Below are 23,241 nucleotides of genomic sequence, written 5' to 3' on the forward strand. Positions count from 1 at the left end.
CCAGGTCGCTATCGCCTCGTAGAGCGGAGGTCGATCCAGATTTTAAGCGTCAAAACACCTGTTTGCAGGTATACCCAGATAGATTATCAGCCCAAAAAGTGTCATGCCCGGGGTGTCACAAGCGCCAGGAGGCCCACAGCTCATGTGGGAGCTTACGGCATAGTAAATGAGATACGCAATCGATCCAGAACCCGCTATGTCGTAACACACCGCTCCGGTTCCAAAGTCGCGTTATTCCGGATTTAAGATATCATAAGTAATTCTTTAAATTTGAACTAATTGATTATGGATCATATGCGATCCTAAAACTATCGGCTGTCTCGCCTAGAACGACAGAACCGTGAATAGAGCAGTCCGGAATAGCTCCGGCCTGTTTCGCCCATCCCGATCCGGGCCGCGCCAACGATTCAGCGGACGCATTCATGGTCGTTGTCGTTGAAAACACGCAGCACGCCTCCACTTTTATTCCTTCACAGCAAGACGCACGCCCGTCCTGCCGCTCACTTCGGCACTATGAGGAGCGCGTTCCCGTCAGGACAGGCTGGATCACCGCGTACCATATTGCGTTGCAGTGGACGCCCGTTCTCGGGGCTTGCCGAGCCATATCCACTTCCCACTACGGTCAAGATAGCACGAGGGCCGCGCGTACAATGGTGTGACGGGTTGCCCAACCGCCTTCTGGACACGCTTCCCGTCAGACTGGATCGAACATCTCCCTGAATTCCGGATCGGCAAAGTAGGCAAGCTTTTCAGCGAAAATTGGTCGTTGCCCGGCCAGGAACAGCAATTGTCCGTGCGCCGGCAGATTGCGCACCTCATCAGGGCGCGGCGGCTCGCATCATGTTCTTGAATGCGTCCCGAGAAAGTCGCAACCGGTTCATGGAGCGCCCTGCCCGCTGTCGCCATTCTCTGCTGTGCCCGTCAGTCCTTGTCCGATCAGATCGGCAAACAGCGCCTTGTCACTGTCGCGTGTCAGAAAGCCCGGTAGTTCGCGGCGCAGCCAGTCACCGAGTTGTTTGTTGAACTCCTGATCATCCGAAGTTTCCAGGTGATGTAGAACGAGCGACCCGATCAGGACCTTGCGGCGCATATCGTTGTTGCGCTCGGTTTTCGAGAGACGGGCCTTGAGGGCCGAACGTTGCGCATCCAGTTCAGCCAGGCGCTGTTCGATGGTTTTCCTTGCCATGATTATTCCTTTCGATTGCGGTCGCACCGGAACTGCCGCTGTTGACCACGGCTTCGTTCCTGGAAGACAGACCAGTTTCTATGAGGAGATCGACTAGCGATTGAAGTGTAGGTTGGACCCTGTGGTTCATGACGCTGCGGTGGCTGCTACCTGAGCTCAGGATTGTTGTGTCACCGGTGAAGCTCAGTCGCTGGATTTTGCGGCTTGTCCCGCGGCCTGTTTGAGCTTTTCGATGTGCTCGCGGCAGAGAGTCTCGACCAGCTTATGAAGTTCCGCGGTGCGCTCCTGAAGCCAGGTGATCGCCTCTTCGGAAACCTCGAAACGCTTCGAATAGCGTGCCTTGACGTAGGCCTCATTCAGGATGTTGTACCACGTGGTAAATCGCTGACGATCGCGTGGCCAGATGTCGATCAAACGGTGATCACGACCTTCGGAAAGTCCACGTAGGAATTTGAGATTGTGCGACGCTGGGGAATAGTTTGTCAGTGTCAGAAGGTAGCAGTTGTAGGCGCTCTCCACTGCCTGATGGAGATTGAAGGCGGATAGGTGTAGGTTACCTTTCCCAACGAGATATTTTGCTACATCAGCGAAATCTCGCGCATCCGGGAAGTGCCGCAGAAAATGATCTTCTGCCACCCTGAGTGCATCGGCAGGGCTGAGCGGTTTCGCTTCAGCCAGCGGCCGATCGTCGAATTCGTAAAGAACAACACCTTCGCGGGCGAGGTCGACGAAGAAGTACTGGCCGTCATTTAGAAAATTGCTGATCTCGCGAGCGCCATGCACGATGAGACCGATAGGTGTCTCAATTTCCTTGTCCCACATCAGCCGGTCTGTTGTCTTGTCCCAGTATTTGGGCTCGGCAAGTTCCTTGTTGCTGACGATGACAAGAATATCGAAATCCGAGCGATAGCCTTTCGACGTATGCGGTTCATCCACCCAGGTGCCACGCGCGTAAGAACCGAACAGAATGATTTTGAAAATCCGCCCGTCTTTCTTGGCGTCAGACTTCGAGCGCTCCACCAGATCAGCAAACTCTTCCTGAATAATTCCGACGACACGCGCGAGCTCGCGTTGCTTACGTTCTGGCAAATGTTCAAGGCTGGTCTTCATGTCTGCTCCGCTTATCGACGGTGTCCTGTATGGGCCATTCCAGAGGCCTTTGAAACTCCGATTTTGGTAGCCACCAGGCGAATGTCTGTCTTCTCGGACGATGCACATTCGATCTTGCGGCAACCGGCTCTGATTTGTGCAAATGGTATTGGAATGCCGACGCTCCTCAATAGCGAACATTCAATGGTACTTTATCTCAGGTTGTATCTCTATTTCCGGTTTTTTCCAATCGCAGGTACTCCGGGTGCCATACCGTGGCCGAATGAGCGCAGTGTTGAGGTTCTGAAGGACCGCACTGCAGCAAGAGTCGCGCCAGCCCTGCCCTCACGTCGGCTCACTGCCGCAGTCCCTCACGATGACCGCATTGCCCGTTTCGCTCCAGCTGCTCCAGCACAAACCATTCGAGCAACATCTTGCCACGCGTTGACTGCGCCCGCTCCTGTTTATCGAGCCGCGCCTGCAATGTCTTCCTCCACTCCTCCCTTCTCCCCGATCAGTCGTGCGATCGACCTGCGCCTATCGCCCTCCCCGGAATGATGCGTTTGCATGCCTATTCAAACACGAGCAATTGCCACTTGGCGACTACTACTTTTAGTAGTCGAAATGCCCGTTCGATGTTGCTAGCCTCGCCACCGGTAAACAGACAAGGGCGCACTTACGACTTGCGGCGCGTTTGAGCGTTTGGTCTCCCCGTTTGCGTATCGGAGATTTCATTTGGCGATTTATCATCTCAGCACCAAACCTGTCTCGCGCTCATCTGGCCGAAGTGCTGTCGCATCCGCCGCCTACCGTTGCGCGGTTCTTCTCGTCAATCATCGCGATGGCCTTGTGCATGACTTCACCCGCAAAGAGGGTGTGGCGCATAGTGAGATCGTGCTACCGCAAGGCGTGTCTGCCGACTGGGCTTTGGATCGCTCGAAATTGTGGAATGCTGCCGAGTTTGCAGAAAAGCGAAAGGACGCCCGCGTCGCCCGCGAATTCGAAATCGCGCTTCCGCATGAGCTTTCGACAGAGGGACGACTGAAGGCTGCACGCGCCTTTGCTCAGGATCTGGCAAACCGCTATGGCGCGGCCGTGGATTTTGCAATCCATTCGCCAAGCGAGCATGGTGATATCAGGAACTACCATGCGCATGTGCTGATGACGACGCGACAGGTTGGCAAAGCCGGCCTTGGCGAGAAGACTGTTCTTGAGCACAACAACGCACGGCTGTTGGCAAATGGCATGGCGACGACCGACATGCAGCTTCGCGATATCCGGCAGTCATGGGAAGGCATCGCCAACCGTCAGCTTCAACGCGAAGGCCTGGATGTTCGCATCGATCATCGCTCGCATATTGAGCGCGGTCTTGAGTTGTCGCCGACCGAACATATGGGCGTGCATGCGTCGCAGATGCGCCAGCAAGGAATGGCAGTCGAGCGCGGGCGACTGGATGACGAGGCAGCACGGCAAAATGCCGAGCTGATCCGCCAAAAGCCCGAACAGGTTTTGTCGCTGATCAGCCATGAGAAGAGCGTGTTCGATCGACACGACATTGCCAAAACCTTGCATCGCTACATCAACGATGACGCCCAAACATTCCAGAACGCCTTTGCATCTGTCATGGCATCACCAGCGCTCGTGGAACTTCAGCCTGAGCGCATCGATGCCGAGACAGGCGAAGTGTCCAATGCGCGCTATTCGACGCAGGACATGATCGACCTGGAACTTGGCATGGCGCGATCGGCGAACCGGTTGCATCAGGCGCAGTCCCATGGCGTCGATCCTCACCATGTCGATCGAGCCATGGAGAGGCAGGATAACGCCATTCGCAAAAGCTCCAGCGGACCGTCGGCTGCGAGCGATCCGTCAGCGGGATTGTCGGGCGAACAGCGTCATGCGATTGCGCACATTACAGGTCCAGAACGCATCGCCGCTGTGGTCGGGTTTGCCGGCGCTGGAAAGTCCACCATGCTGGCAGCCGCTCGCGAGGCGTGGGAGGCTCAAGGCTATCAGGTCCATGGTGCGGCACTGTCCGGAAAGGCAGCCGAGGGTCTTGAGGAAAGTTCTGGCATCCCGAGCCGCACCCTGGCGTCATGGTCTTACAGTTGGGACCATGGTCGGGATCTGATCGGTCGCAGTGACGTGTTTGTCATTGACGAGGCCGGCATGGTCGGGAGCCGGCAGCTTGCCCGGTTCATCGGAGAAGCGGAAGAGCGCGGCGCAAAGATCGTTCTTGTCGGGGACCATGAGCAGCTACAGGCAATCGGGGCCGGTGCACCCTTCAGGGCGATTGCCGAGCAGATCGGCCATGTCGAACTTTCAAATATTCGCCGCCAGCGCCATGATTGGCAGAGACAGGCGTCGGTTGCCTTTGCGACCCACAAGACGGCCGAGGGGCTGGCCGCCTACCGCGATCACGGCGACATCCACTTTGCGGAAAGCCGCGACGCTGCAATGGCGCAGATCGTGCGTGATTATCTTGCCGATAGCGAAGAGCATCCGCACGGCACCCGGGTTGCCATGGCGCATCGCCGCGCCGATGTGCGAGCCCTCAATGCCGCCATCCGCTCTGAACTTCAAAACAGACAAAGGCCGGAGGCCAGACACAGGCTGAGCGACGGTGCGGACCGTGGAGACCGTGGGAATGGTGAGGACGGAGTAGGTGGTGAGGATGTTGGAGAACGCGTGTTCCAGACCAATAACGGCAAACGCGCCTTCGCCGCCGGTGACCGGATCATCTTCCTCGAAAACAACCGCGACCTCCGCGTGAAAAACGGCATGCTTGGCACGGTCGAGCATGTGGAGCCGAACAAGATCATCGCCCGGCTCGATGGTCGAGGTGGCGACAGTGTCAGCGTTCCCACGGACAGCTATCAGGCGATCGACCACGGCTATGCGACGACGATCCATAAAAACCAGGGGGCGACGGTCGATCGCGCCTTTGTGCTGGCGTCCGGCACCATGGACCGGCATCTGACCTATGTTGCCATGACAAGGCACCGCGACAGCGTGCAGCTCTATGCCGACATCCAGGAGTTCGCCAGTGCGGGCCGGCTGGTTGATCACGGTATTGCGCCCTACGGGCATAACCGCGAGGCGCGAGAAAACTACTTTGTGACGCTGGAGAATGACAAGGGCGAGCGGCGCACAGTGTGGGGCGTCGATCTCAAGCGGGCCATGCGAGATGCATCGCCAAAGATCGGGGACAGGATTTCCCTGCAGAATGAAGGCGCCACGCCTGTCACGCTTCCGGATGGCACGCAGGCCGAGCGCAATGCGTGGCGTATCGTCAAGGGTGACGTTTTGGCGTACCAGCACCTGACAAGCCGTCTGTCGCGTTCCGGCGCGAAGGAAACCACGCTGGATTACATCAGCGACTTTGCCGAGCGGCGCGGGATCGCAAGCGACCCATGGATCTTAAGCGACCAACGGATTGGGCAAGAGTTTGGTGTCAGAAGCGAGATTGAACTTGCTTCCGCCAAAGATGAGGGTCAAGAGGTCTTGTCCCGTGCGGCCCATCTGCAACGGGAGCAGCAGGACCGGCCATCGGAGCGTCAGCAGGTTTACGAGGAACGTGCCGGCGATCTGGCCGGTCCTGTTTACCGCGAAGATCCTCGCAATCAGTTCGCCCGAACAATCGATGACGGTCGGCGCAACGACCGGATAGAGGACACCAAAGGATATCGCCGCATTCGGTGGTCCGAGGTCATGTCGCAAGACGGCACCGTCCCTGCCCCCACAGAAGATGTTAGCCAGTTCTCGCCGCTGGAACCAGGTAAGCTCGCTCCGCTGGTGCCAGCGATCACGCGTCACGACCGCAGCATCGAAGAGGTGGCCCGGGAAAAAGCGATGTCTGTCATCGACCAGAGATTCGACACGGTGGAATCTCTCGCGCGGCACGTGTTCCGTGATCCGGTCGAAGTCGCGGCAAGACTGCGCACCGCGATGACCGAGAAGGAAGGCAATGGAAAAATCATGGCAAAGGCCATGGCCGAGCAACCAGAGCGGTTCGGGGACCTGCGCGGCAAGTCGGGTCTGTTCGGAAACAACAGCGAGCGGAAGGAGGCGCTGCAATATGCCAGGTCTCTGTCTGCCCATATTGGCTACGTCTCCCAGGCATGGGAGCGGCGGCTTGGCGAAGAACGCGCGAGCGAACAATGGCAGCGCGAACAGCGTGATGTCATCGAGGTCCCTGCCCTCACGCCGCGCAGCGCCGAAATCATTGCCGAGGTGGAGAAGATGCCGGTCGAGAAGCGGAGCCAGTTTATCGCAAAGCTGCGATCGTCAGCTGAGGGGCAAGCCGCGCTTGATGAGGCCAGGCTGGTGGCCGAAGCGCTCACGCGGCGGTTTGGTAGTTCTGATCCTCGCAGGTTCGCCGAAGAGCTAGCGGCACGCCCGGTACTCGCAAAGCAGGCCGAGCACATTCAGATGACCGCCCGTATCGTGAACCGAACGCGCATGGCCGAGCTTAGCCATGACCACGCACTCGGACGGCAGCTTAACCGGTCGCAGGGGCTTGGATTGAGCCGATAGTATGCGCCGACGACAACATTGGCGTCTTTTAATCGGTCACCCCTAAAAGTGAGCCGCCCTTCCAAATTTCCTAGGCGTCCCGATGCACCTATCCCCGTTAAGCGCTCGAGACGGCTTCCCTCAGCAGTTCATCAGGACTGAATCAAACAAGCCGAGCTGTCCGGCGAAACGGGGTACATGTATGGACGGCCTCCGCTTGGCAAGAGCTTTTGGTGTGGTAGCAACTTGGTCGGGTGCAGGCATGTATACGGCCTTTGAATGCGGCCTTCGATGCCGCTGGCCCTGATGAATTCCGCAAGTCTGTTCCCATACACTCCAACGAGCTGGTGAGCACATCACCCCAATGTCGGGCTTACAGACCCCGGTTCGACCGTTCGCATCACACCATTTGCACCTCACCAATCTTTAAAAGCTCAAGCTCCCTGTATCAGGCCGGGATTGATCGAAACCGCTCTCCCGAAACCATGATTGCCCAGGCGATCCTTGCCATCTTATTGGCTAACGCCACAGCGACGACATTGTACGGCTTACGGACCAGCAAATCGGCCGCCCACTTCTTCGGGCCCGTTCCTTCTTTGCGACTGAAGCGCAACACGGCATGAGCGCCTATGACAAGAAGCTTGCGCACATAGGGATCGCCTTGTTTGCTGATCCGTCCCAACCTCTCCTTGCCGCCACTCGAATTCTGTCGTGGCACAAGCCCAAGCCAGGCCGCCATTTGCCGTCCGGATCTAAAGAGTGACGCATCAGCGATCGTCGCAGAGAGCGCGCTCGCGGTGACCGGACCGACACCCGGAATCGTCTCTAAACGGCGGCTCAATTCGCTCGTTCGGTGCCACTGGATAATCTCATGGTCCAGTTCTGCAATTCGACGGTATAAATCCCTTAGCTGTTCCACGAGTGGGGTTAATGCCCGTCGCGTGAATGCAGGAATGAGATCGTGCTCATCATCCTCGATCAGACCAATGAGTGTGCTGACGCCCGTTGGACCTTGGCGCATGACGATTCCGAGCTCCGCTAAATGTGCCCGCAGAGCGTTGATCAACATTGTGCGCTGGCGCACGAGCAGCTCTCGTGCGCGATGTAACATCAATACGCTTTGTTGCTCTTCGCTCTTTACGGGAACGAAACGCATCGTCGGTCGCGTGACCGCCTCACAAATTGCCTCCGCATCAGACGCATCGTTCTTCTGCCGCTTCACATACGGCTTGACGTACGAGGCGGGCATCAGCCGAACCTCATGCCCGAGATTAATCAGAACCCGAGCCCAGTGATGAGCCGTGGCGCACGCCTCAACCCCAATCAAACAGGGTGGCAGGTGATCGAAAAAGCTGATGATCTCCGATCGCCGGAGCTTCCTCCGCAGAACAGTATCGCCCTTTTGATCGACGCCGTGGACCTGAAAAACGTGCTTGGCGATATCCAGGCCGACTGTGATAACTTCCTTCATGGACGGTTCTCCCGATTGTGACCTTTGACAGCCACAGTATGCCACAACAGTGTTGGGTGCGGAGGCCGTCCACCTCATCACTCCAGATGGACATGACCGCCTACCTGCCGATGTTGTGGCAAGGCGCCGTCGTCACCATGACGATTACGCTCGCAGCCCTTGTTGTTGGCACGGTACTCGCCTTTTTCTTCGGCATTCTTCGCGTCGAGGGTGGACCAATCCTCTCGACTGTCGCATTGTGCTACACGGAGGTGTTTCGCGGCACCTCGCTGCTGGTCCAGCTTTTCTGGTTCTATTACGCGCTGCCGCTCGTCGGTCTGAGTTTCGATCCCGTCACCACCGGCGTCATGGTGCTCGCCGCCCATGCGGGTGGGTATGGCGCCGAGATCGTTCGCGGCGCGTTATCTTCCGTTTCGGCGCAGCAGCTGGAAGCCGCACAAGCGCTGAACTTCACGCGGATGCAGACGCTGTTTCGCATTTCCTTGCCGCAGGCGATCGTCGAGATGATGCCGTCCTTCGGCAATCTGGCCATCGAAACGCTGAAGCTTTCCTCACTCGTATCGCTGATCTCGATTGCCGACCTCACCTTCGCGGCACAGTCGATCCGCAACCTGACGCTGGATAGCACCAGCATCTATTCGATCACACTCCTCTGTTATTTCGCGATGTCGCTGATCCTGATGGCCATCATCCGGGTGATCGAACATGTCGTGCGGCGCGGCAATGTGTTTCCGCGCACTCGCCATTCGTAAGGATATTCAGTCATGATGTATGGTTACGAATGGGACACGACCACCTGGATCACCTACACGACCTCGATCCTGCCCATCATTTTGATCGGCCTGACGGTAACGCTGAAAGCAGCCGCCGCCGGCTTTGCCATCGCGCTTATTCTGGGGCTGGTTTTTGCGCTGCTGCGCCGCAGTCGGGCGAAATTGATTTCCTGGCCGACCGCAGTTGTTGTCGAATTCCTTCGCGACACTCCGCTTCTGGTGCAGCTTTTCTTCCTCTATTACGTTCTTCCGGAATTCGGCATCGTTCTGCCGGCGTTTCTCACCGGTGCACTGGCGCTCGGCCTTCAATATGCCGCCTATACGTCTGAGGTCTATCGCGGCGGCATGGAGGCTGTGCATCATGGCCAGTGGGAAGCCGCGACTGCGCTTAATCTGACGCGCATGCAGACGTATCGGGATATCATCATCCCGCAGGCCATCCCGCGCATAGTTCCGGCCATGGGCAACTATCTTGTCGCCATGATCAAGGAAACGCCGGTGCTTTCCGTCGTCACGGTTCTAGAGATGATGGGGCTGGCAAACATGATCGGCGAGCGCACCTTCGAATATCTGGTGCCGCTGACGCTTGTCGGCCTGATCTTCCTTCTTCTGACCATAATCTGCTCAGCAGGCCTCAGCCGCCTGCAAAGGGCGCTTCCAAAAGCAGGAATACCCTTGCGATGACAAACAACACCAATCAGCCGCTGATCGAATTTTCCGATGTCACAAAGCGGTTCGGCATTTTGACGGTCCTCGACCAGTTCAATTTCGCCGTGGCAAAAGGCGAAAAAGTCACTCTCATCGGTCCTTCCGGCTCCGGTAAGTCGACGGTTCTGCGCATTCTCATGACGCTGGAACCGTTCCAGGAGGGAAAGCTGACGCTGGCGGACATTTCCTACCATCAGGCCGGCGGCAAAGGCCCCTTCCAAGCCTCGGAAAAACACCTGCGCCAGATCCGTAACCACGTCGGCATGGTTTTTCAGAGCTTCAACCTCTTCCCTCATATGACGGTGCTGCGCAACATCGTGGAGGCGCCGGTGCGTGTACTGGGCATTGCCCGTCCGGAGGCAGAAGCACGGGCGATCGAACTCCTGAAGATGGTTGGCCTGGCCGACAAGAAGGATCACTATCCAGTGCAGCTTTCCGGCGGCCAGCAGCAGCGTGTCGCGATTGCCCGCTCTCTTGCCATGCGCCCGCGTGTCCTGCTTTTTGACGAACCAACCTCCGCCCTAGACCCCCAGCTGGTCGGCGAAGTGCTTTCCGTCATCCGTGGCCTGGCCCACGAGCACGATTTGACCATGTTACTTGTTACCCACGAGATGCGTTTCGCTCGGGAAGTGTCGGACCGGGTCTGCTTCTTCGACGAAGGGCGTATTTGTGAGCAAGGAACGCCAGAAGAAATCTTCGGCGCACCAAAGGAAGAAAGGACCCGCGAGTTCCTGTCATCAGTTCTCAGGTAACAGCATTCTCACAGGCGCGAGAAACAGCCAACCATGAGGCAGCATTACGACGCGTCGTTTTCCTTGTTCAAGTGGGTCAGTTACAAACGGTGTGGGGCCTCCAAGATATCGTGCATGACCCGGGTTAATTGACATCATGTCACCTCCTGATTTTTGGTTACGGCCTGATACCCGATCGCAAAAATTCCTGAACACACTGGAGTGTCACGTGCCCCTCATTACAACGACCGAACGGCTGCACATACGCGAAATCGTGGAGGCCGATCTCGCTTTTCTCGCCAGGATTTATAGCGACGCCGTCTGTATGCAATATTATGCTGGCATCAAGTCGCATTTAGAGACGCGCGCATGGTTTGAGCAACTCGCGTTCGACAGCTACAATCGCCATGGCTTCGGTCTATGGGCCGTTGTCGATGCAACATCGAACGAGGTCATCGGTGATTGCGGGATTACGCTACAGCAAACCCCTGCGGGGTTCGAGCCTGAAATCGGGTATCATTTATGGCGCGAATTCTGGGGACAGGGTTTTGCAACCGAGGCGGCGATCGCCTGCCGCGACTATGCTTTTCAAAATCTTGGTCTGCGCAGAGTGGTCAGTATCACCAGCTCGGACAACATACCCTCGCAAAAGGTTGCGCAACGCGTGCACGACAGGAAAGAAATCTATCAGAAACGGCTCCGCGGTACGCTCGTGGATCGCTATCTCTATATCAGCGAAAAATGCTATCCCTAACAACCGGCGTTATCCATCGCGGACGTCACTCAGGCTCTATGATCTGCCCGCGCGGTAAATCAGCTCCCTCAGCATGGCGCAGGAATACGACCAGCGGTCATCCTCGCGCTTGAATTCCGGGTCGGACATCGCCGCGATCTCATGGAGGTAATTAGGTTTCAGCCACAGAAGGAAACATCCTGCGACGCCCTACCGACGCGCGAAGTCCTCCTCGGCAACCACAGCGGTGCCGTAGACCTAGCCGGCCTTCTTGGCGTCTGAAGACGTTCCGATGGAATTCGATTTAAATTTTGAATAAAGGAATGCTGAGAGCGCTACCTCACTAGACGCCGAGGGAGAGTGGCGCGGCAACGTCTTCGTCGAGCGCCTCTGGCGGCCGATCAGATACGATAAGGTGTACCTCCACGCCTACAAAACCTGGTTTGATGTCCGCGTTTTTATCGGTCGATCGCTGACTTTTGACAAACCCTAAGCCCACATCTATCACTTCCAGGAAAACGGCAGGATCAGGCTTACTCCAACGCGCGATGACAGCAATGATGGCGGCAGCATACATCCTGAGAGCGAAAACGGGAGGAGGCTGCTAGTCCTGATAACACACTGACAACGTTTCGTTAACCATCCAAATGCTTGTATTAGTACATTAAAAATTGCTCATGAAGAGCCCGATTCTAGCAAATTCTGAGCTTGTACATGGCATCAATCCTGACCAACAGTGCAGCCATCTCTGCGCTGCAAACCCTTCGCTCAATATCTTCCAGCTTGGAGAGTTCCCAAAAAGCTGTGTCATCTGGGCTACGGGTGGTAACGGCTTCCGACAACGCGGCATATTGGTCAATTTCAACAACCATGCGCTCCGACAATGGTGCACTCTCTGCGGTTCAAGACACACTTGGTCTTGGCGCGGCAAAGGTTGATGTTGCTTACGCGGGTATCGATTCAGTTATCGCCGTGCTGGACAAGTTCAAATCAAAGCTTGTCGCTGCAACCGACGAAGGTGTGGATAAGACGAAAATCCAGACGGAGTTGGATCAACTAAAAAAGCAGATTGTCAGCACCGCAGAATCCGCGAGTTTCAGCGGTCAAAATTGGCTGAATACCAACATTATCGACATATATGACAGCGCGTTGAATAGATCGTCGGTCGCTTCTTCGTTCGTGCGCTCGGCGTCCGACGTCTCCGTCAAAACGATAGGTATCGATCTTTCGAAGATATCGCTCTTTAACAGCACGGGCGGCGGGCTGCTTCAGGCAGACGCGCGGGACATAAAAACAATCGGCGGACTTCGATCCTTGATATCCACGTCGAATCCTGAGGCTATCGTGAGCGACTATACAGCGTACGACGGCGTTGATGGATCTTCGGGATATATGGTTCCCCGATATGAATTGGGAAGCGCAGGCACTGTTTTTCTGAAGTTCCCGGCTGCAACACCTTTGGACTTCAATCAGCCAGGAGCTGAGATCAGCTTTACAATCATCCTGGACAAGGAGGCTTCCAATCCAGATGGTCATGCCGGGGCTACTGGCAACATCCAGGAACTTCCCGGACCCTATTATGGTGGTTACCCCGCAACCGTCACCATTACCAAAGCAGATGTCGATGCCTACAATGTCGGGCTAGGCGGGATCGTCTCTACGAATACCCAGTTTGCCGGGGTGCTCAACGCAAAGCTCGTGTCACTTGGTGCGTCAGCATCGGCTAACCGATTGACAGGCTCCCCTCCGATCCACGATCCAGAAGCGATAGCAATCACGACGCTTCAGCAGCACGGATACGGCTCCTATGTCGAGATCTCCGCCGTCAACAGCGTTGGCGTCAGTACAGGCGGCCTTCAGCCAGACCTCGATTTCGGATTTCGTGGCTCAGGCGTCGCGCTGAACTTCGAGCCATTTATCGTTCATAGGGATGGAAAGGACGAAGCCGGCATCGATGTTAGTTTCACATTTTCAGTGAACGGTTCTTCACCTGTTTCCTATTCGTTTAACCGGCACTACGTGAATGAAGTGCTGAACCGCGACGACGGCAAGGTCTCGTCGCCAGAGGACATGGCTACTCTAATGCAAGCCTTACTTGGCACAGACTGGCCAGATCTCATTATTCAAGCTGACGCAGGGTCGGTTGTCATCAAGTCAAATCCAGATGTGGATAGACAATGGGGTGCTGGAACACGAATCAATTTCGATAATATCCGGGTTAGCAACGAACCACGCTCCACCCTAAATTTACTCGACCTTGACATCGTAAAGAACCACGATCTGATCGATACCTACATAACGTATATTGAAAATGTGACAGCCAATTCGATTGACGGGGCAGCTATGCTCGGAGCAATTCAAACCCGCATTGATTTGCAAGCGGGTTTCGCCGCAAGCCTCTCAGATTCGATTAGCAGGGGAATTGGCCGCCTGGTGGATGCGGATATGAATGAGGAATCGATCAGGCTGAAGGCCCTTCAAACCCAGCAGCAGCTCGGTGTTCAATCGCTACAAATCGCAAACAGCCGCTCGGAGACCATCCTCGATCTATTTCGCTAGTTCCGGGTCGATCGATTGAAAGTCGCCGCGCCGCTGTGGTTCAATTGGCCCGCCCCTCCCAAACAGTCGCAAGGTGTTCTCCTGATTGATACTTTAGATAGATTGCAAATATCAGTCGCAAGCGATAAAAAATGCCGCCGCGCGTCCCCTGAAACAGGCCGCGGCATGAGGCCTCGTCGCTGTATTGCGAGCGACAGGCCTCTTTTTGAATACGACGCACGCACAAAAATGCCGCAGTAGTGAGCGGATTGTATTGTTCATTCTTGCAGCGTCCGCTGCCTTGGACACGATTCTTCCCTAGACCGCAGCTTGTTTGTAGCTCAGTATTTCGAGCTGCGATCACCATACAAATCGTCTTTCGGTTGTGATCGTTGCAGGAGGTGAAATCTATAAGAAATTTATCGAGGGGCCCCTCGCCACAAAACTCAAGCCAATGCCGGCAAAACCTCGTACAATATTAAGCTGTGCATATTGCTGACCGGTGTCGCCATAGCCCCATACCTTGAACATCATCCGCGAATATGCTCCCGCGACCACTTTTGGGTTATCATAGTCACTGATGGAACTGCTGCGCCGGCGCGTTTATCCAATCGTAGCGCGAATGGCTGGCCAATCTCGCTCTGCCGGCGGAATAAGTGGTAGCTAGCTTAAAGGGTCTTAAGCCGACCAAATACGCAGGGAACATTCATATGAAAGTTGAAAAAATCACTTTCGATCCGAGCTGTCGGATCCCCAACAACCAGACCTTCCCTGTCATCATCTATCGGCAAGTCAGCTCGCCATTCGATTCCGCTCCTTTCGAGACACTATTTTCACGTAACGGATGGCGCGGCATATGGCGGAATGGAGTGTATGACTACCACCATTACCACAGCGGCGCGCACGAGGTTCTGGGCGTCGAGCGCGGTGATACGACATTACAGATTGGAGGGCCGCACGGGCAAGTCTTTTCCGTTACGCAAGGTGACTGTCTGGTTTTACCCGCCGGTACGGGCCACATGAAGCTGAAATCCTCTGCGGATTTTCAGGTTGTCGGCGCTTATCCACCCGGCCAGGAGGCCGATATTCAGACGTCTGCACCAACCAGTGCGATGCTTGCACAGATAAAGTCTTTGCCAAAGCCGACAACCGACCCCGTGCACGGAGCATCAGGTGGCCTGATCGATCTCTGGTGAGAATGAGCCAGGTTTTCGAAACCTGCCAGCTTCCTTCACTAGTAAGAAGTATTGAGACTGCTCCGAGATTCAAGCCTCGGAAAGCTCCTGCTTCACCGCTCCCCCCGCAACGCGCGCAATACTCAGGAGTCGCTCGACGTCGCGGCCAATCCGTGCCATTGCGGAGAGACCAACCATGGTTGAGCTTACGAAATCCGCCAGACGCTCAGCCTCTTCCGGATGGCGCGCGGCGATATAGGAGCGGATAACGCCCTCTGCCGCCGTGTGAAAAACGCTGGCTGCGGCACGCGCCTCTTCATCATCGCAGCGCGTACCTTCCAGAACGAGGCAGCCAGGGGCTGCGGAATGAGCGGCATAACGCCTCGCCGCATCTTCCAGCAACGCGGCAAGGCACTCGCCAACCGGACGATCCGGCCGCAGGATATCGGCAAGAGGAATTGCTTCCGTGCCGGCATAGAGATCAAGAACCCTCTTGTAGAGGCCCATCTTGCTACCGAAGGCGGCATAGAAGCTCGGCGGGTTGATGCCTAACACCGAGGTGATCTCCGCGACGCCGACAGCATCAAAGCCACGCGCGTGGAAAAGCTGCTTGGCCGTGGCCACAGCCTGATCAGGATCAAAACGGCGCGGACGGCCGCGGGAGCGAATGTATTTTGTATCAGTCATTACATAATATCTTGACGAGTGAGCCGTTCCATATTTATGTATCGATCATTAAATTAATTTTCAAGGTCATGGAGAGTGCTCGTGTTTCAAGGAAAATCCGTTCTGGTTCTCGGCGGCAGCCGAGGCATAGGCGCAGCCATCGTGCGGCGGTTTGCGAACGAAGGAGCAAAGGTAACGTTCACCTATGGTGCATCTCAAGGTGCGGCGGAAGAGCTGGCGAAGGCGACGGGCAGCACGGCCATACGGGCGGACAGTGCTAACCGCGACGAAGTCATCCGCGTCGTGCGTGACAGTGGTCCTCTGGACATATTGATCGTGAACTCCGGGATCGCCATTTTTGGCGATGCTCTCGAGCAGGACCCTGATGCCATCGACCGTCTGTTTCAGATCAACATCCAGACGCCCTATCACGCTTCTGTGGAGGCGGCGCGGCAGATGCCTGACGGTGGTAGGATTATCGTTATCGGCTCGGTCAATGCAGACCGGATGCCGGTGCCGGGCATGGCCTCTTACGCCGTTTCCAAATCGGCCTTGCAGGGGCTGGCGCGGGGTTTGGCACGCGACTTCGGGCCACGCGGCATCACCATCAACGTTGTGCAGCCCGGCCCGATCGACACCGACGCGAACCCGGAAAACGGGCCGATGAAAGACCTGATGCACAGCTTCATGGCACTCAAGCGCCATGGACGGCCGGAGGAAGTGGCCGGCATGGTGGCCTGGCTTTCCGGGCCTGAAGCCGGTTTTGTGACGGGCGCGATGCACACGATCGATGGCGCATTTGGCGCCTGATAAACAGATTGCCTGATTGTTTGCGGCCGGTTTCGGGGCATCACGATGCTGTTGCCCGAAACCGGCGAATAGAATGCGGCGAAGGAAATTTCGCCGCGATCTTATCGGTTGGACCTTTAGCGGATCTATCGCGGCATTCGCGCGAAGCCCTTTGCCAAGATTGGGCCGGTTGGCCTTCCTGTTGGTGATCCGCCTGCCTGTTCAAGCGTGATCTCGTAGAGCTGGTCGCTTCTGGGGGTCGGTAAAGCCGGTCCATCGAGACGCGCTGAACGAACGCCATCGATCAGGCCGAGCGAGACCGGGCCAACATCCTTGGACGGCAATGTCCATACCTGGATCGTCTTGTCTCCAGGCACTGCAAAATCGGCCAGCATCCGCACGGTTGCTCTTTCGTTGCCAAAATCCTCAACAACGGCCTGAACCTCACCCGTCTCGTTGACGAGGACTGCGATCACCAGCGGCTCCGTTGTCCGTGTCAGGCTAAACGTAAGGCCGGCGGCGAGCACAAAGGTTGCGGCAATGGCGGACACGGCAACGGCGCGCCAGCGGTTTGTGCTGTTGTCGTTTGCCGTGTGGGTGGGCTTGAGGGATGCGGATTTCGACTGGAGCGGCAGGCGGGATTCGATGTTGCTCCACAATTCGCCCTTGATGGCTGCCGGCTCAACGGTGGTATCGAGCGGCAGAAAACGCTCACGGCTGGCCGCGATTGCCGCCCGCAATTCGCCATCTGATTCCATTGCTGCTTCAACAGCCTTGGCTTCGGAGGTCTCCAGCAAGCCCAATACATAGTCATCGGCGATGGCGGGAATATCTTTGCGCTCCATCATCATGCCATGCACTCCCGAAGCGCCGAAAGGCCGCGCCTGATCCAGGATTTCGTCGTTCCAAGCGGAATGCGCAACCGGCCAGCGATTTCGCCGTGGGAATATCCGGCCACGTAGGCCATCAGGATGCCCTGTCTCTTTGTCTCCTCAAGACCGCCGAGACATTCATAAAGGCGTGAATTCCGATCAAGCTTCTGCCATGCGGCCATTACTTCATCTGCCTGCGCGCCATCGCGGAGCGTTTCAACATCCTCCACGGGGAGTTCACGCCTGCTGTCGCGCAGAAGATTAAGCGCCCGGTTTCTGACGATCGCGTAAATCCAGCCGCGCGCCGACCCCTGATCTGCGCGGTATTGGTGCGCATGGGTCCAGATGCGCACGAAGCTCTCCTGTACCACCTCTTCCGCCAGCTCCCTGCGCTTGACGATGCGCTCTGCCACGGCAATCAGCCGGCCTGCCTCGCGATCGAAAATCGCACGCAATGCGTTTTTGTCCCCTTTTGCGCAGGCAGTGAGCGCCCTGTGTAGATCGTCCGGCACGGAGCCCATCTGCATTTGAAACCTTTCAACGTCTGATCGCCAGCATGGTCGGCTTGGGCATAATACCCATCGCGGCAGCATATGGATGCATCTCGCAAATATTTTTTCGCTGCCTGCATCCAAATGCACCCTGCCCGGTGTCTTGAATGGTGGAAGCGTCGAAAACCAAATGCCGGACGCCTTCCGAACGGTTCAACGCACGGGAGAAATACCATGAATATCATCCGCTCCACTCTGATCGCCTCCGCCGCTTTCGCAGCATCTGCAAGCATCGCGGTTTCAGCACCGGTCCTCGGGCTGACCGGCGACAAGACGCTCGTCATGTTCGACACTGACAACCCTGCCGTCACAAAGACAATGGATGTCACCGGCGTCGACAAGCTCATTGGCATCGATTTTCGCCCCGGGAACAAGACTGTCATCGGTGTGACGCCGGACCACCGCATCGTCTCCATCAACCTTGAGACAGGTGCTGCAACCGATGTGGCCAAGATGGACAAGATGCTGACCATGACCGAAGCGCCTGTTGTGGTCGATTTCAACCCGGCAGCGGATCGTCTTCGTTTCATGACCGGCACGACCAATCACCGCGTGCATCCCAACACCGGCGCTGTGACGGTTGATGGAACACTGGCTTTTGAAGATGGCGACATGCACAAGGGAGAAACGCCCAACATCGTTGCCGCCGCCTATACCAACTCTATCGGCAAGCCGGAAAAGACGGCGATGTACAATATCGACGCGACCATCGGCGCCCTGGTTCAGCAGACGAAGCCGAATGATGGCACACTGAAGGCAATCGGCAAGCTCGGCCTCAAGGACATGCCGGCAACCTACGCATTCGATATCCACGGCGAGGAAGGCGGCAAGAACACCGCATACCTGGCCGCCGGCAACACGCTCTACACCGTCAACCTCGAAACCGGTGCGGCAACCGAAATCGGCGGGATCACAGGCGTAGACAACGGCTTGCTGGATATCACCATCCTTGCCGCGATGTGATTTAGTGTCGTAGATTGCCCGTTTGCGCTATCAGAAAACGGCTGGTCCGGTTGTGCGAGCCAGCCTTTTTCAGTAACCGCCGTTCCAGCCCCACGTTGCCCACTGCCGTCTGATTGTTGATTTTCACTGATGGGTTGGATGCGCATCCAACCGGCATCGCAGTGTGCAATGATGGTGATGATTTACGTCACCTACAACGGATGAGGCATCCATGGATGGGAAATCCCCCCGTTTTTAACGGGGCTCTACAGTAGAATTCACGCAGCCATTTTCAGTTTCTGTGCGGGTGCGATGCCGCCGATGCCCATATCGGGTCGTTCGTTGTTGCAGGTCCATAGCCATTGCGTGGCGAATTCCTGTGCCTCCTCGATGCTTTCGATTATGTGTTGGTCGAGCCATTCATGCCGGACGGTGCGGTTGTAGCGCTCGACATAGGCATTCTGTTGCGGTTTTCCGGGCTGGATGTGGTTCAAGGCGATTCCTTGTTTCTCGGCCCATTCCATGAGCTTGCCGCTGACATATTCCGGGCCGTAACACCTTCTGAAGTTTGCGTTGCAAGAGGCTTTGACCAGTTGCGTAGCCCCAATCAGGCGAAGCAGGTGGTCAGAGCCGGGCATCAGGTCTCACAATGGTTTTGCGAAGCCACACTGTAAAGGAGACCGGCTATGACCGATTGTGACATTCCAGCATCTTCTCCCGTTCTGGCAGCTATCGATATTTCCAAAGAACGCCACGAGGTGCTGATCGAAGCACCGAAAAAAAGCGCCGACGTCGGGTGAGCGTGCTCAACAATCTTGATGAGTTCGATCGCCTCATCAGCTTGCTGCGCAGCTATCAGCGTCCTGTCCGCGTAGCCTTCGAAGCAACGGGAAACTATCATCACGCATTGGCATATCAGCTCGGCTCAGCCGGCTTCGAGATCAAACTGGTCTCGTCGATCACGCTGGCTCGGACCAGGGAGGCATTGCATAATTCCTGGGATAAAAACGACCCGAAGGATGCCCAGGTTATCCTCCATATGATGACCATTGGTGCCGAGCAGTTCTACCATGACCCGTTGATGCGCGGCACTAACGACATTCAAGAGCTGTCGAAGACCCACGACATGATCTCACGGTCGAAGACCGAACTGTGGCATCGGATCCTGACACATTACCTGCCATTGTATTTTCCTGAAGCGGATCGCTTTCACCGCAGTTCACGCAGCGACTGGTTCTTCGCCTTCCTCGAACTATTTCCGTCTCCGCACTTCATCGCGGCCATGAGCGAGGAGGCTTTCATCGAAGCTGCCTGGGATGTCGTGGGACGTAAGGTTGGCAAAGAGCGTTTGCTGGCAGATATTTACGCCACGTCCGCCCGTTCAATCGGCCTTCCGGTTGCACCTGACTCCGACGCAATCTGCATGTTCCGTATGGTTTTGGCCCAGGGCAGAAGCCTGATCGCCCACCGTAATCAAATCGAGGCGCGTGCGGTCGCCATGCTGAAGGACAATCCTGATTACCAACTCTTATGCACAATCCCCGGTATCGGCCCGATCAATGCTTTGACGATTTTGGGAGAGGCGGGAGACCTGCGCCGTTTTCAACACCATCGCCAGTTCCTGAAGTTTTGCGGCATGGATCTTTCGACAATCCAGTCAGGAATGTTTCGAGGCCAGACGAAGTTGTCCAAGTACGGCAATGCTCGCCTGAGGCGGACCTTATGGATGGCAGCTCAAGTCGCGATTTTGCAGCGCGCCAACAGCTTCCGCGACAAATTCGAGCGATACATCACCAAGGACCGTCACAATCCCCATTTGCGTCGCAAGGCGTCAACAGCAATCGCCGCCAAGATGGCTCGCACCGTGCATGCGGTTGTCAAAAGTGGTGAACCCCATCGCCCCTTCTTTGTAAGCCTCCGGTGAAGGCCACAGGTCAGGCAGCTTGAGCGTTGACGGTCGGCGGCGTCCAATTCCACGGAAGCAACTGCTCCAGCCTGATAATCGGCGTGTCGGCGATGCGGGCAAGAACGTCGGCCAGCCACGCCTGCGGATCGATGTCGTTGAGCTTTGCCGTCATGATCAACGTGGCCATGAAGGCTGCACGATCCGCGCCGCGGTCTGATCCGGCGAAGAGCCAGGACTTCCTACCGAGTGCGAAGCCTCGCAGGGCTCGCTCCGCGGCGTTGTTCGTGAGGCAAATCCGGCCATCTTCCAGGAATGACGTGAAGCCATCCCAACGCTTGAGCATGAAATCGATCGCCTCGGCGACCGGAGAACTGCGCGACAGTTTTGCACGCTCGGTTTGAAGCCAGGCCTGCAGATTGTCGACGAGCGGCAGGCTTTCCTTGCGGCGACGTTCCAGGCGTTGATCGGCCGTAAGCCCGTTGATCTCCCGCTCGATATCGAACAGGCCGTCGATCCGTTTGACGGCTTCGAGCGCCATAGGCGAGATCGGCGCGGCGTTCTTTCCACGCTTGGCGTTCGCATTAATGTCTGCGAGCACGAAGAACTTGCGACGCGCGTGTGCCCAACAAAACGCCTGTCTTAGCGGATTTGGATCGCGATCACCCTTGAACAGCGGATTGTAGCCGCCATAGGCGTCCGCCTGCAGAATACCGGTGAAGGTCTTCAGGTGGCGTTCCGGATGCTCCTGCCGTCGATCGCGCGAGGCATAGTAAAGGGCTGCCGGCGGTGAGAGGCCTCCGAACGGCCGATCATCCCGGACATAGGTCCAAATGCGGCCCGTATCTGTCTTTCCCTTGGCCAGGATTGGCACGGTCGTGTCGTCGCCGTGCAGACGTTCGGCGGCAAGGACATGCGCTTCGATCAGAGAATGAAGTGGCTTCAACGCCGCGGCGCAAGCTCCGACCTGATCTGCAAGCGTCGATAAACTAAGGTCGACGCCCTCGCGAGCATAGCGTTCGCTTTGACGATTGAGCGGCTGGTGCTGGGCAAGCTTCTCGAACAGGATCATCGCCAGCAGGTTTGGCCCGGCAAAGCCGCGTGGCGTTACATGGAAGGGTGCTGGTGGCTGCGTGATCTTCTCGCACTCGCGACAGGTAAACTTCTCCCGTACCGTCTGGATGACCTTCCACTGGCGCGGGATGACCTCCAGGGTCTCGGTGATGTCCTCGCCAAACTTCGACAATTTGGCCGATCCGCAGCAGGCGCAATTGGCGGGAGCGGCGATGACGATGCGCTCGCGTGGCAGATGTTCGGGAAAGGGCTTGCGTGACGGACGCCTGCGCTCGAAGGCTTTGACGGTTGAAGCTTTGGCTGCGATCTCCGCCACCAGTTCATCTTCACCGGCGTCCGTTTCCAACTCCTGGAGCTGCAGTTCCAACTGCTCCAGGAGCCGCGCCTTGCGCTCGGACCGGCTGCCGTAGAGTTCACGGCGAACCTTGTCGATCTCCAGCTCCAGCCGTGCGATCAGCGCCTCGGAATGCGATACGAGTGCCTTTGCACTGGCGGCTGCTGCCTTGGCGGTTGCCGCTTCTGCTTCGGCTGCAACACGTCGAGCGCGTTCCTGGGCCAGCAATGCGAGGGCACTGGCAAGGTCGTCCGGAAGCTCTTCGGTCGCGTCGCTCATGACAGGATGGAATCATATTTGACCCCATCATTCCAGTGTTTTTGCTCATCCGACCGACGTCGGCCGCCAGGTCTTTTGCGGCATACGCCAGTCGATGCCCTCCAGCAGATAACCGAGCTGCGCAGGCGTGATCACCACCGTGCCATCGGCCGCTGACGGCCAGATGAAGCGTCCTCGCTCAAGCTTCTTCGTGAACAGGCAAGCTCCCTGGCCGTCATGCCAGATCACCTTGATCAGGCCACCGCCGCGGCCGCGGAATACGAACAAGTGCCCACACATCGGGTCACGCTTCAGCGCCTCCTGCACCATCAACGACAGACCGGGGAAGCCCTTGCGCATGTCCGTATAGCCCGTGGCCAGCCAGACCTTCACACCACTCGGAACCGGGATCATCGCAGACCCAATACGCAATCGAGAATCCGGCCAAGCGCGTCCGTGTCGATGTCGCTTTCCACGCGGACGCGTCGGCCCCGACCTAGTTCGATTGTTACATCACTGCGCTTCCGACGAGGATGGAATTTGGTGGGTGGTTCCGGCTGAGCGGGGGAGACTGTCGAAGCGGCCTCGGACACGATCACCGGCACCAAAGCCGCAGTGTCAGATCTTGGCTCCTCGATCCGACAAAGCTCTTTGCGCCAACGGAACAACTGGCTGACATGGATCCCGGCCGCGCGGGCAATCTCCGAGATGACCGCGTCTGGCTCAAAGCACGCAGCGACGAGCCGCTCTTTATCTTCGCGTGACCAGCGCCGACGGCGCTCTACGGACGTGATCACCTCAATTGCATGCTTCGTCATATGACTACTCCTAGTGTTACCACTAGGACTGGCAGTCAGAAGGCCGTCATCGCAAGACGGCCTTCACCGTGGCCTTACCCTTCTTTGAAGGGACGATCCACAGCGGAAGGATCCT

Annotated in this window: 18 protein-coding genes and 5 pseudogenes; 11 read left to right on the forward strand and 12 right to left on the reverse strand. The window is 56.9% G+C overall.

What is annotated here, in order from left to right:
* Positions 1 to 694: 694 nt before the first annotated feature.
* The 3 genes and pseudogenes from QE432_RS00210 to QE432_RS00220 form a co-directional block, all read right to left on the reverse strand.
* A pseudogene (locus QE432_RS00210) lies at positions 695 to 823 on the reverse strand (type IV secretory system conjugative DNA transfer family protein); the annotation flags it as partial.
* 54 nt (positions 824 to 877) lie between these two features.
* Entirely contained in the window at positions 878 to 1,186 is a 309-nt protein-coding gene (locus QE432_RS00215; protein WP_174026748.1) for a mobilization protein, read from the reverse strand.
* A 183-nt stretch (positions 1,187 to 1,369) separates the two neighbouring features.
* Entirely contained in the window at positions 1,370 to 2,296 is a 927-nt protein-coding gene (locus tag QE432_RS00220; protein WP_174026750.1) for a nucleotidyltransferase and HEPN domain-containing protein, read from the reverse strand.
* A 714-nt stretch (positions 2,297 to 3,010) separates the two neighbouring features.
* On the opposite strand from QE432_RS00220, the gene traA reads away from it, so the two are divergent.
* Positions 3,011 to 6,811, forward strand: coding sequence for a Ti-type conjugative transfer relaxase TraA (gene traA, locus QE432_RS00225; RefSeq protein WP_306622706.1), 3,801 nt, complete (start codon positions 3,011 to 3,013; stop codon positions 6,809 to 6,811).
* 427 nt (positions 6,812 to 7,238) lie between these two features.
* On the opposite strand, the gene QE432_RS00230 is transcribed toward traA, so the two are convergent.
* Entirely contained in the window at positions 7,239 to 8,261 is a 1,023-nt protein-coding gene (locus QE432_RS00230) for an IS110 family transposase (protein WP_306622709.1), read from the reverse strand.
* Positions 8,262 to 8,347: 86 nt separating this feature from the next.
* On the opposite strand from QE432_RS00230, the gene ehuC reads away from it, so the two are divergent.
* From ehuC to QE432_RS26695, 6 genes and pseudogenes are all read left to right on the forward strand, one after another.
* Entirely contained in the window at positions 8,348 to 9,013 is a 666-nt protein-coding gene (ehuC, locus tag QE432_RS00235; RefSeq protein ID WP_306622712.1) for an ectoine/hydroxyectoine ABC transporter permease subunit EhuC, read from the forward strand.
* A 12-nt stretch (positions 9,014 to 9,025) separates the two neighbouring features.
* Positions 9,026 to 9,718: an ectoine/hydroxyectoine ABC transporter permease subunit EhuD gene (gene ehuD, locus QE432_RS00240; protein ID WP_111800942.1), complete on the forward strand. Its 693-nt coding sequence runs from the start codon at positions 9,026 to 9,028 to the stop codon at positions 9,716 to 9,718.
* Positions 9,715 to 10,494 (forward strand): ectoine/hydroxyectoine ABC transporter ATP-binding protein EhuA, encoded by a 780-nt coding sequence (ehuA, locus tag QE432_RS00245; RefSeq protein ID WP_306622721.1) that lies wholly within the window; start codon positions 9,715 to 9,717, stop codon positions 10,492 to 10,494. The genes ehuD and ehuA overlap by 4 nt, the downstream gene beginning before the upstream one ends.
* A gap of 208 nt (positions 10,495 to 10,702) precedes the next feature.
* Positions 10,703 to 11,227, forward strand: a complete 525-nt coding sequence (locus QE432_RS00250) for a GNAT family N-acetyltransferase (RefSeq protein WP_111796496.1) — start codon at positions 10,703 to 10,705, stop codon at positions 11,225 to 11,227.
* Between the two features lie 693 nt (positions 11,228 to 11,920).
* A pseudogene (locus QE432_RS26690) lies at positions 11,921 to 12,316 on the forward strand (flagellin N-terminal helical domain-containing protein); the annotation flags it as partial.
* Between the two features lie 1,167 nt (positions 12,317 to 13,483).
* Positions 13,484 to 13,765 (forward strand): annotated as a pseudogene (locus QE432_RS26695) (flagellin); the annotation flags it as partial.
* 40 nt (positions 13,766 to 13,805) lie between these two features.
* Here QE432_RS26695 and QE432_RS00265 read toward each other — a convergent pair.
* Positions 13,806 to 14,111, reverse strand: coding sequence for a hypothetical protein (locus QE432_RS00265; protein WP_162706837.1), 306 nt, complete (start codon positions 14,109 to 14,111; stop codon positions 13,806 to 13,808).
* A gap of 343 nt (positions 14,112 to 14,454) precedes the next feature.
* Between QE432_RS00265 and QE432_RS00270 the strand changes: the two genes are divergently transcribed.
* Positions 14,455 to 14,940 carry a cupin gene (locus tag QE432_RS00270; protein WP_306622731.1) on the forward strand — a complete coding sequence of 162 codons (486 nt, stop codon included), beginning with the start codon at positions 14,455 to 14,457 and terminating at the stop codon, positions 14,938 to 14,940.
* 69 nt (positions 14,941 to 15,009) lie between these two features.
* On the opposite strand, the gene QE432_RS00275 is transcribed toward QE432_RS00270, so the two are convergent.
* Positions 15,010 to 15,606 carry a TetR/AcrR family transcriptional regulator gene (locus QE432_RS00275; RefSeq protein WP_306622734.1) on the reverse strand — a complete coding sequence of 199 codons (597 nt, stop codon included), beginning with the start codon at positions 15,604 to 15,606 and terminating at the stop codon, positions 15,010 to 15,012.
* An 81-nt stretch (positions 15,607 to 15,687) separates the two neighbouring features.
* Here QE432_RS00275 and bdcA point away from each other — a divergent pair, with 81 nt between their 5' ends.
* Positions 15,688 to 16,395, forward strand: coding sequence for an SDR family oxidoreductase (bdcA, locus tag QE432_RS00280; RefSeq protein ID WP_306622737.1), 708 nt, complete (start codon positions 15,688 to 15,690; stop codon positions 16,393 to 16,395).
* Positions 16,396 to 16,520: 125 nt separating this feature from the next.
* Here bdcA and QE432_RS00285 read toward each other — a convergent pair whose 3' ends face one another.
* Complete coding sequence (locus tag QE432_RS00285) at positions 16,521 to 17,225, reverse strand: anti-sigma factor (protein WP_025594842.1); 705 nt, start codon at positions 17,223 to 17,225, stop codon at positions 16,521 to 16,523.
* Positions 17,222 to 17,767, reverse strand: a complete 546-nt coding sequence (locus tag QE432_RS00290) for a sigma-70 family RNA polymerase sigma factor (RefSeq protein WP_025594844.1) — start codon at positions 17,765 to 17,767, stop codon at positions 17,222 to 17,224. The genes QE432_RS00285 and QE432_RS00290 overlap by 4 nt, the downstream gene beginning before the upstream one ends.
* Positions 17,768 to 17,971: 204 nt before the next feature.
* Here QE432_RS00290 and QE432_RS00295 point away from each other — a divergent pair, with 204 nt between their 5' ends.
* On the forward strand, positions 17,972 to 18,760 hold the full coding sequence (locus QE432_RS00295; RefSeq protein ID WP_306622745.1) for a DUF4394 domain-containing protein: 789 nt from the start codon (positions 17,972 to 17,974) through the stop codon (positions 18,758 to 18,760).
* Between the two features lie 257 nt (positions 18,761 to 19,017).
* Here QE432_RS00295 and QE432_RS00300 read toward each other — a convergent pair.
* A pseudogene (locus QE432_RS00300) lies at positions 19,018 to 19,290 on the reverse strand (integrase core domain-containing protein); the annotation flags it as partial.
* A 135-nt stretch (positions 19,291 to 19,425) separates the two neighbouring features.
* Here QE432_RS00300 and QE432_RS00305 point away from each other — a divergent pair.
* A pseudogene (locus tag QE432_RS00305) lies at positions 19,426 to 20,663 on the forward strand (IS110 family transposase).
* Between the two features lie 10 nt (positions 20,664 to 20,673).
* Here the strand turns inward: QE432_RS00305 and tnpC are convergent.
* The 3 genes from tnpC to tnpA are packed head-to-tail and all read right to left on the reverse strand — an operon-like array spanning position 20,674 to position 23,126.
* Positions 20,674 to 22,329 carry an IS66 family transposase gene (tnpC, locus tag QE432_RS00310; RefSeq protein WP_306622748.1) on the reverse strand — a complete coding sequence of 552 codons (1,656 nt, stop codon included), beginning with the start codon at positions 22,327 to 22,329 and terminating at the stop codon, positions 20,674 to 20,676.
* A gap of 45 nt (positions 22,330 to 22,374) precedes the next feature.
* A complete protein-coding gene (gene tnpB, locus QE432_RS00315; RefSeq protein ID WP_425352577.1) occupies positions 22,375 to 22,740 on the reverse strand; it encodes an IS66 family insertion sequence element accessory protein TnpB in 366 nt (121 codons plus the stop codon).
* Entirely contained in the window at positions 22,719 to 23,126 is a 408-nt protein-coding gene (gene tnpA / locus QE432_RS00320) for an IS66-like element accessory protein TnpA (protein ID WP_080855904.1), read from the reverse strand. The genes tnpB and tnpA overlap by 22 nt, the downstream gene beginning before the upstream one ends.
* Between the last annotated feature and the right edge of the window lie 115 nt (positions 23,127 to 23,241).

It is taken from the genome of Agrobacterium sp. SORGH_AS_0745 (genome assembly GCF_030818995.1).
In the GTDB taxonomy this organism is placed as follows: Bacteria; Pseudomonadota; Alphaproteobacteria; order Rhizobiales; family Rhizobiaceae; genus Agrobacterium; species Agrobacterium tumefaciens.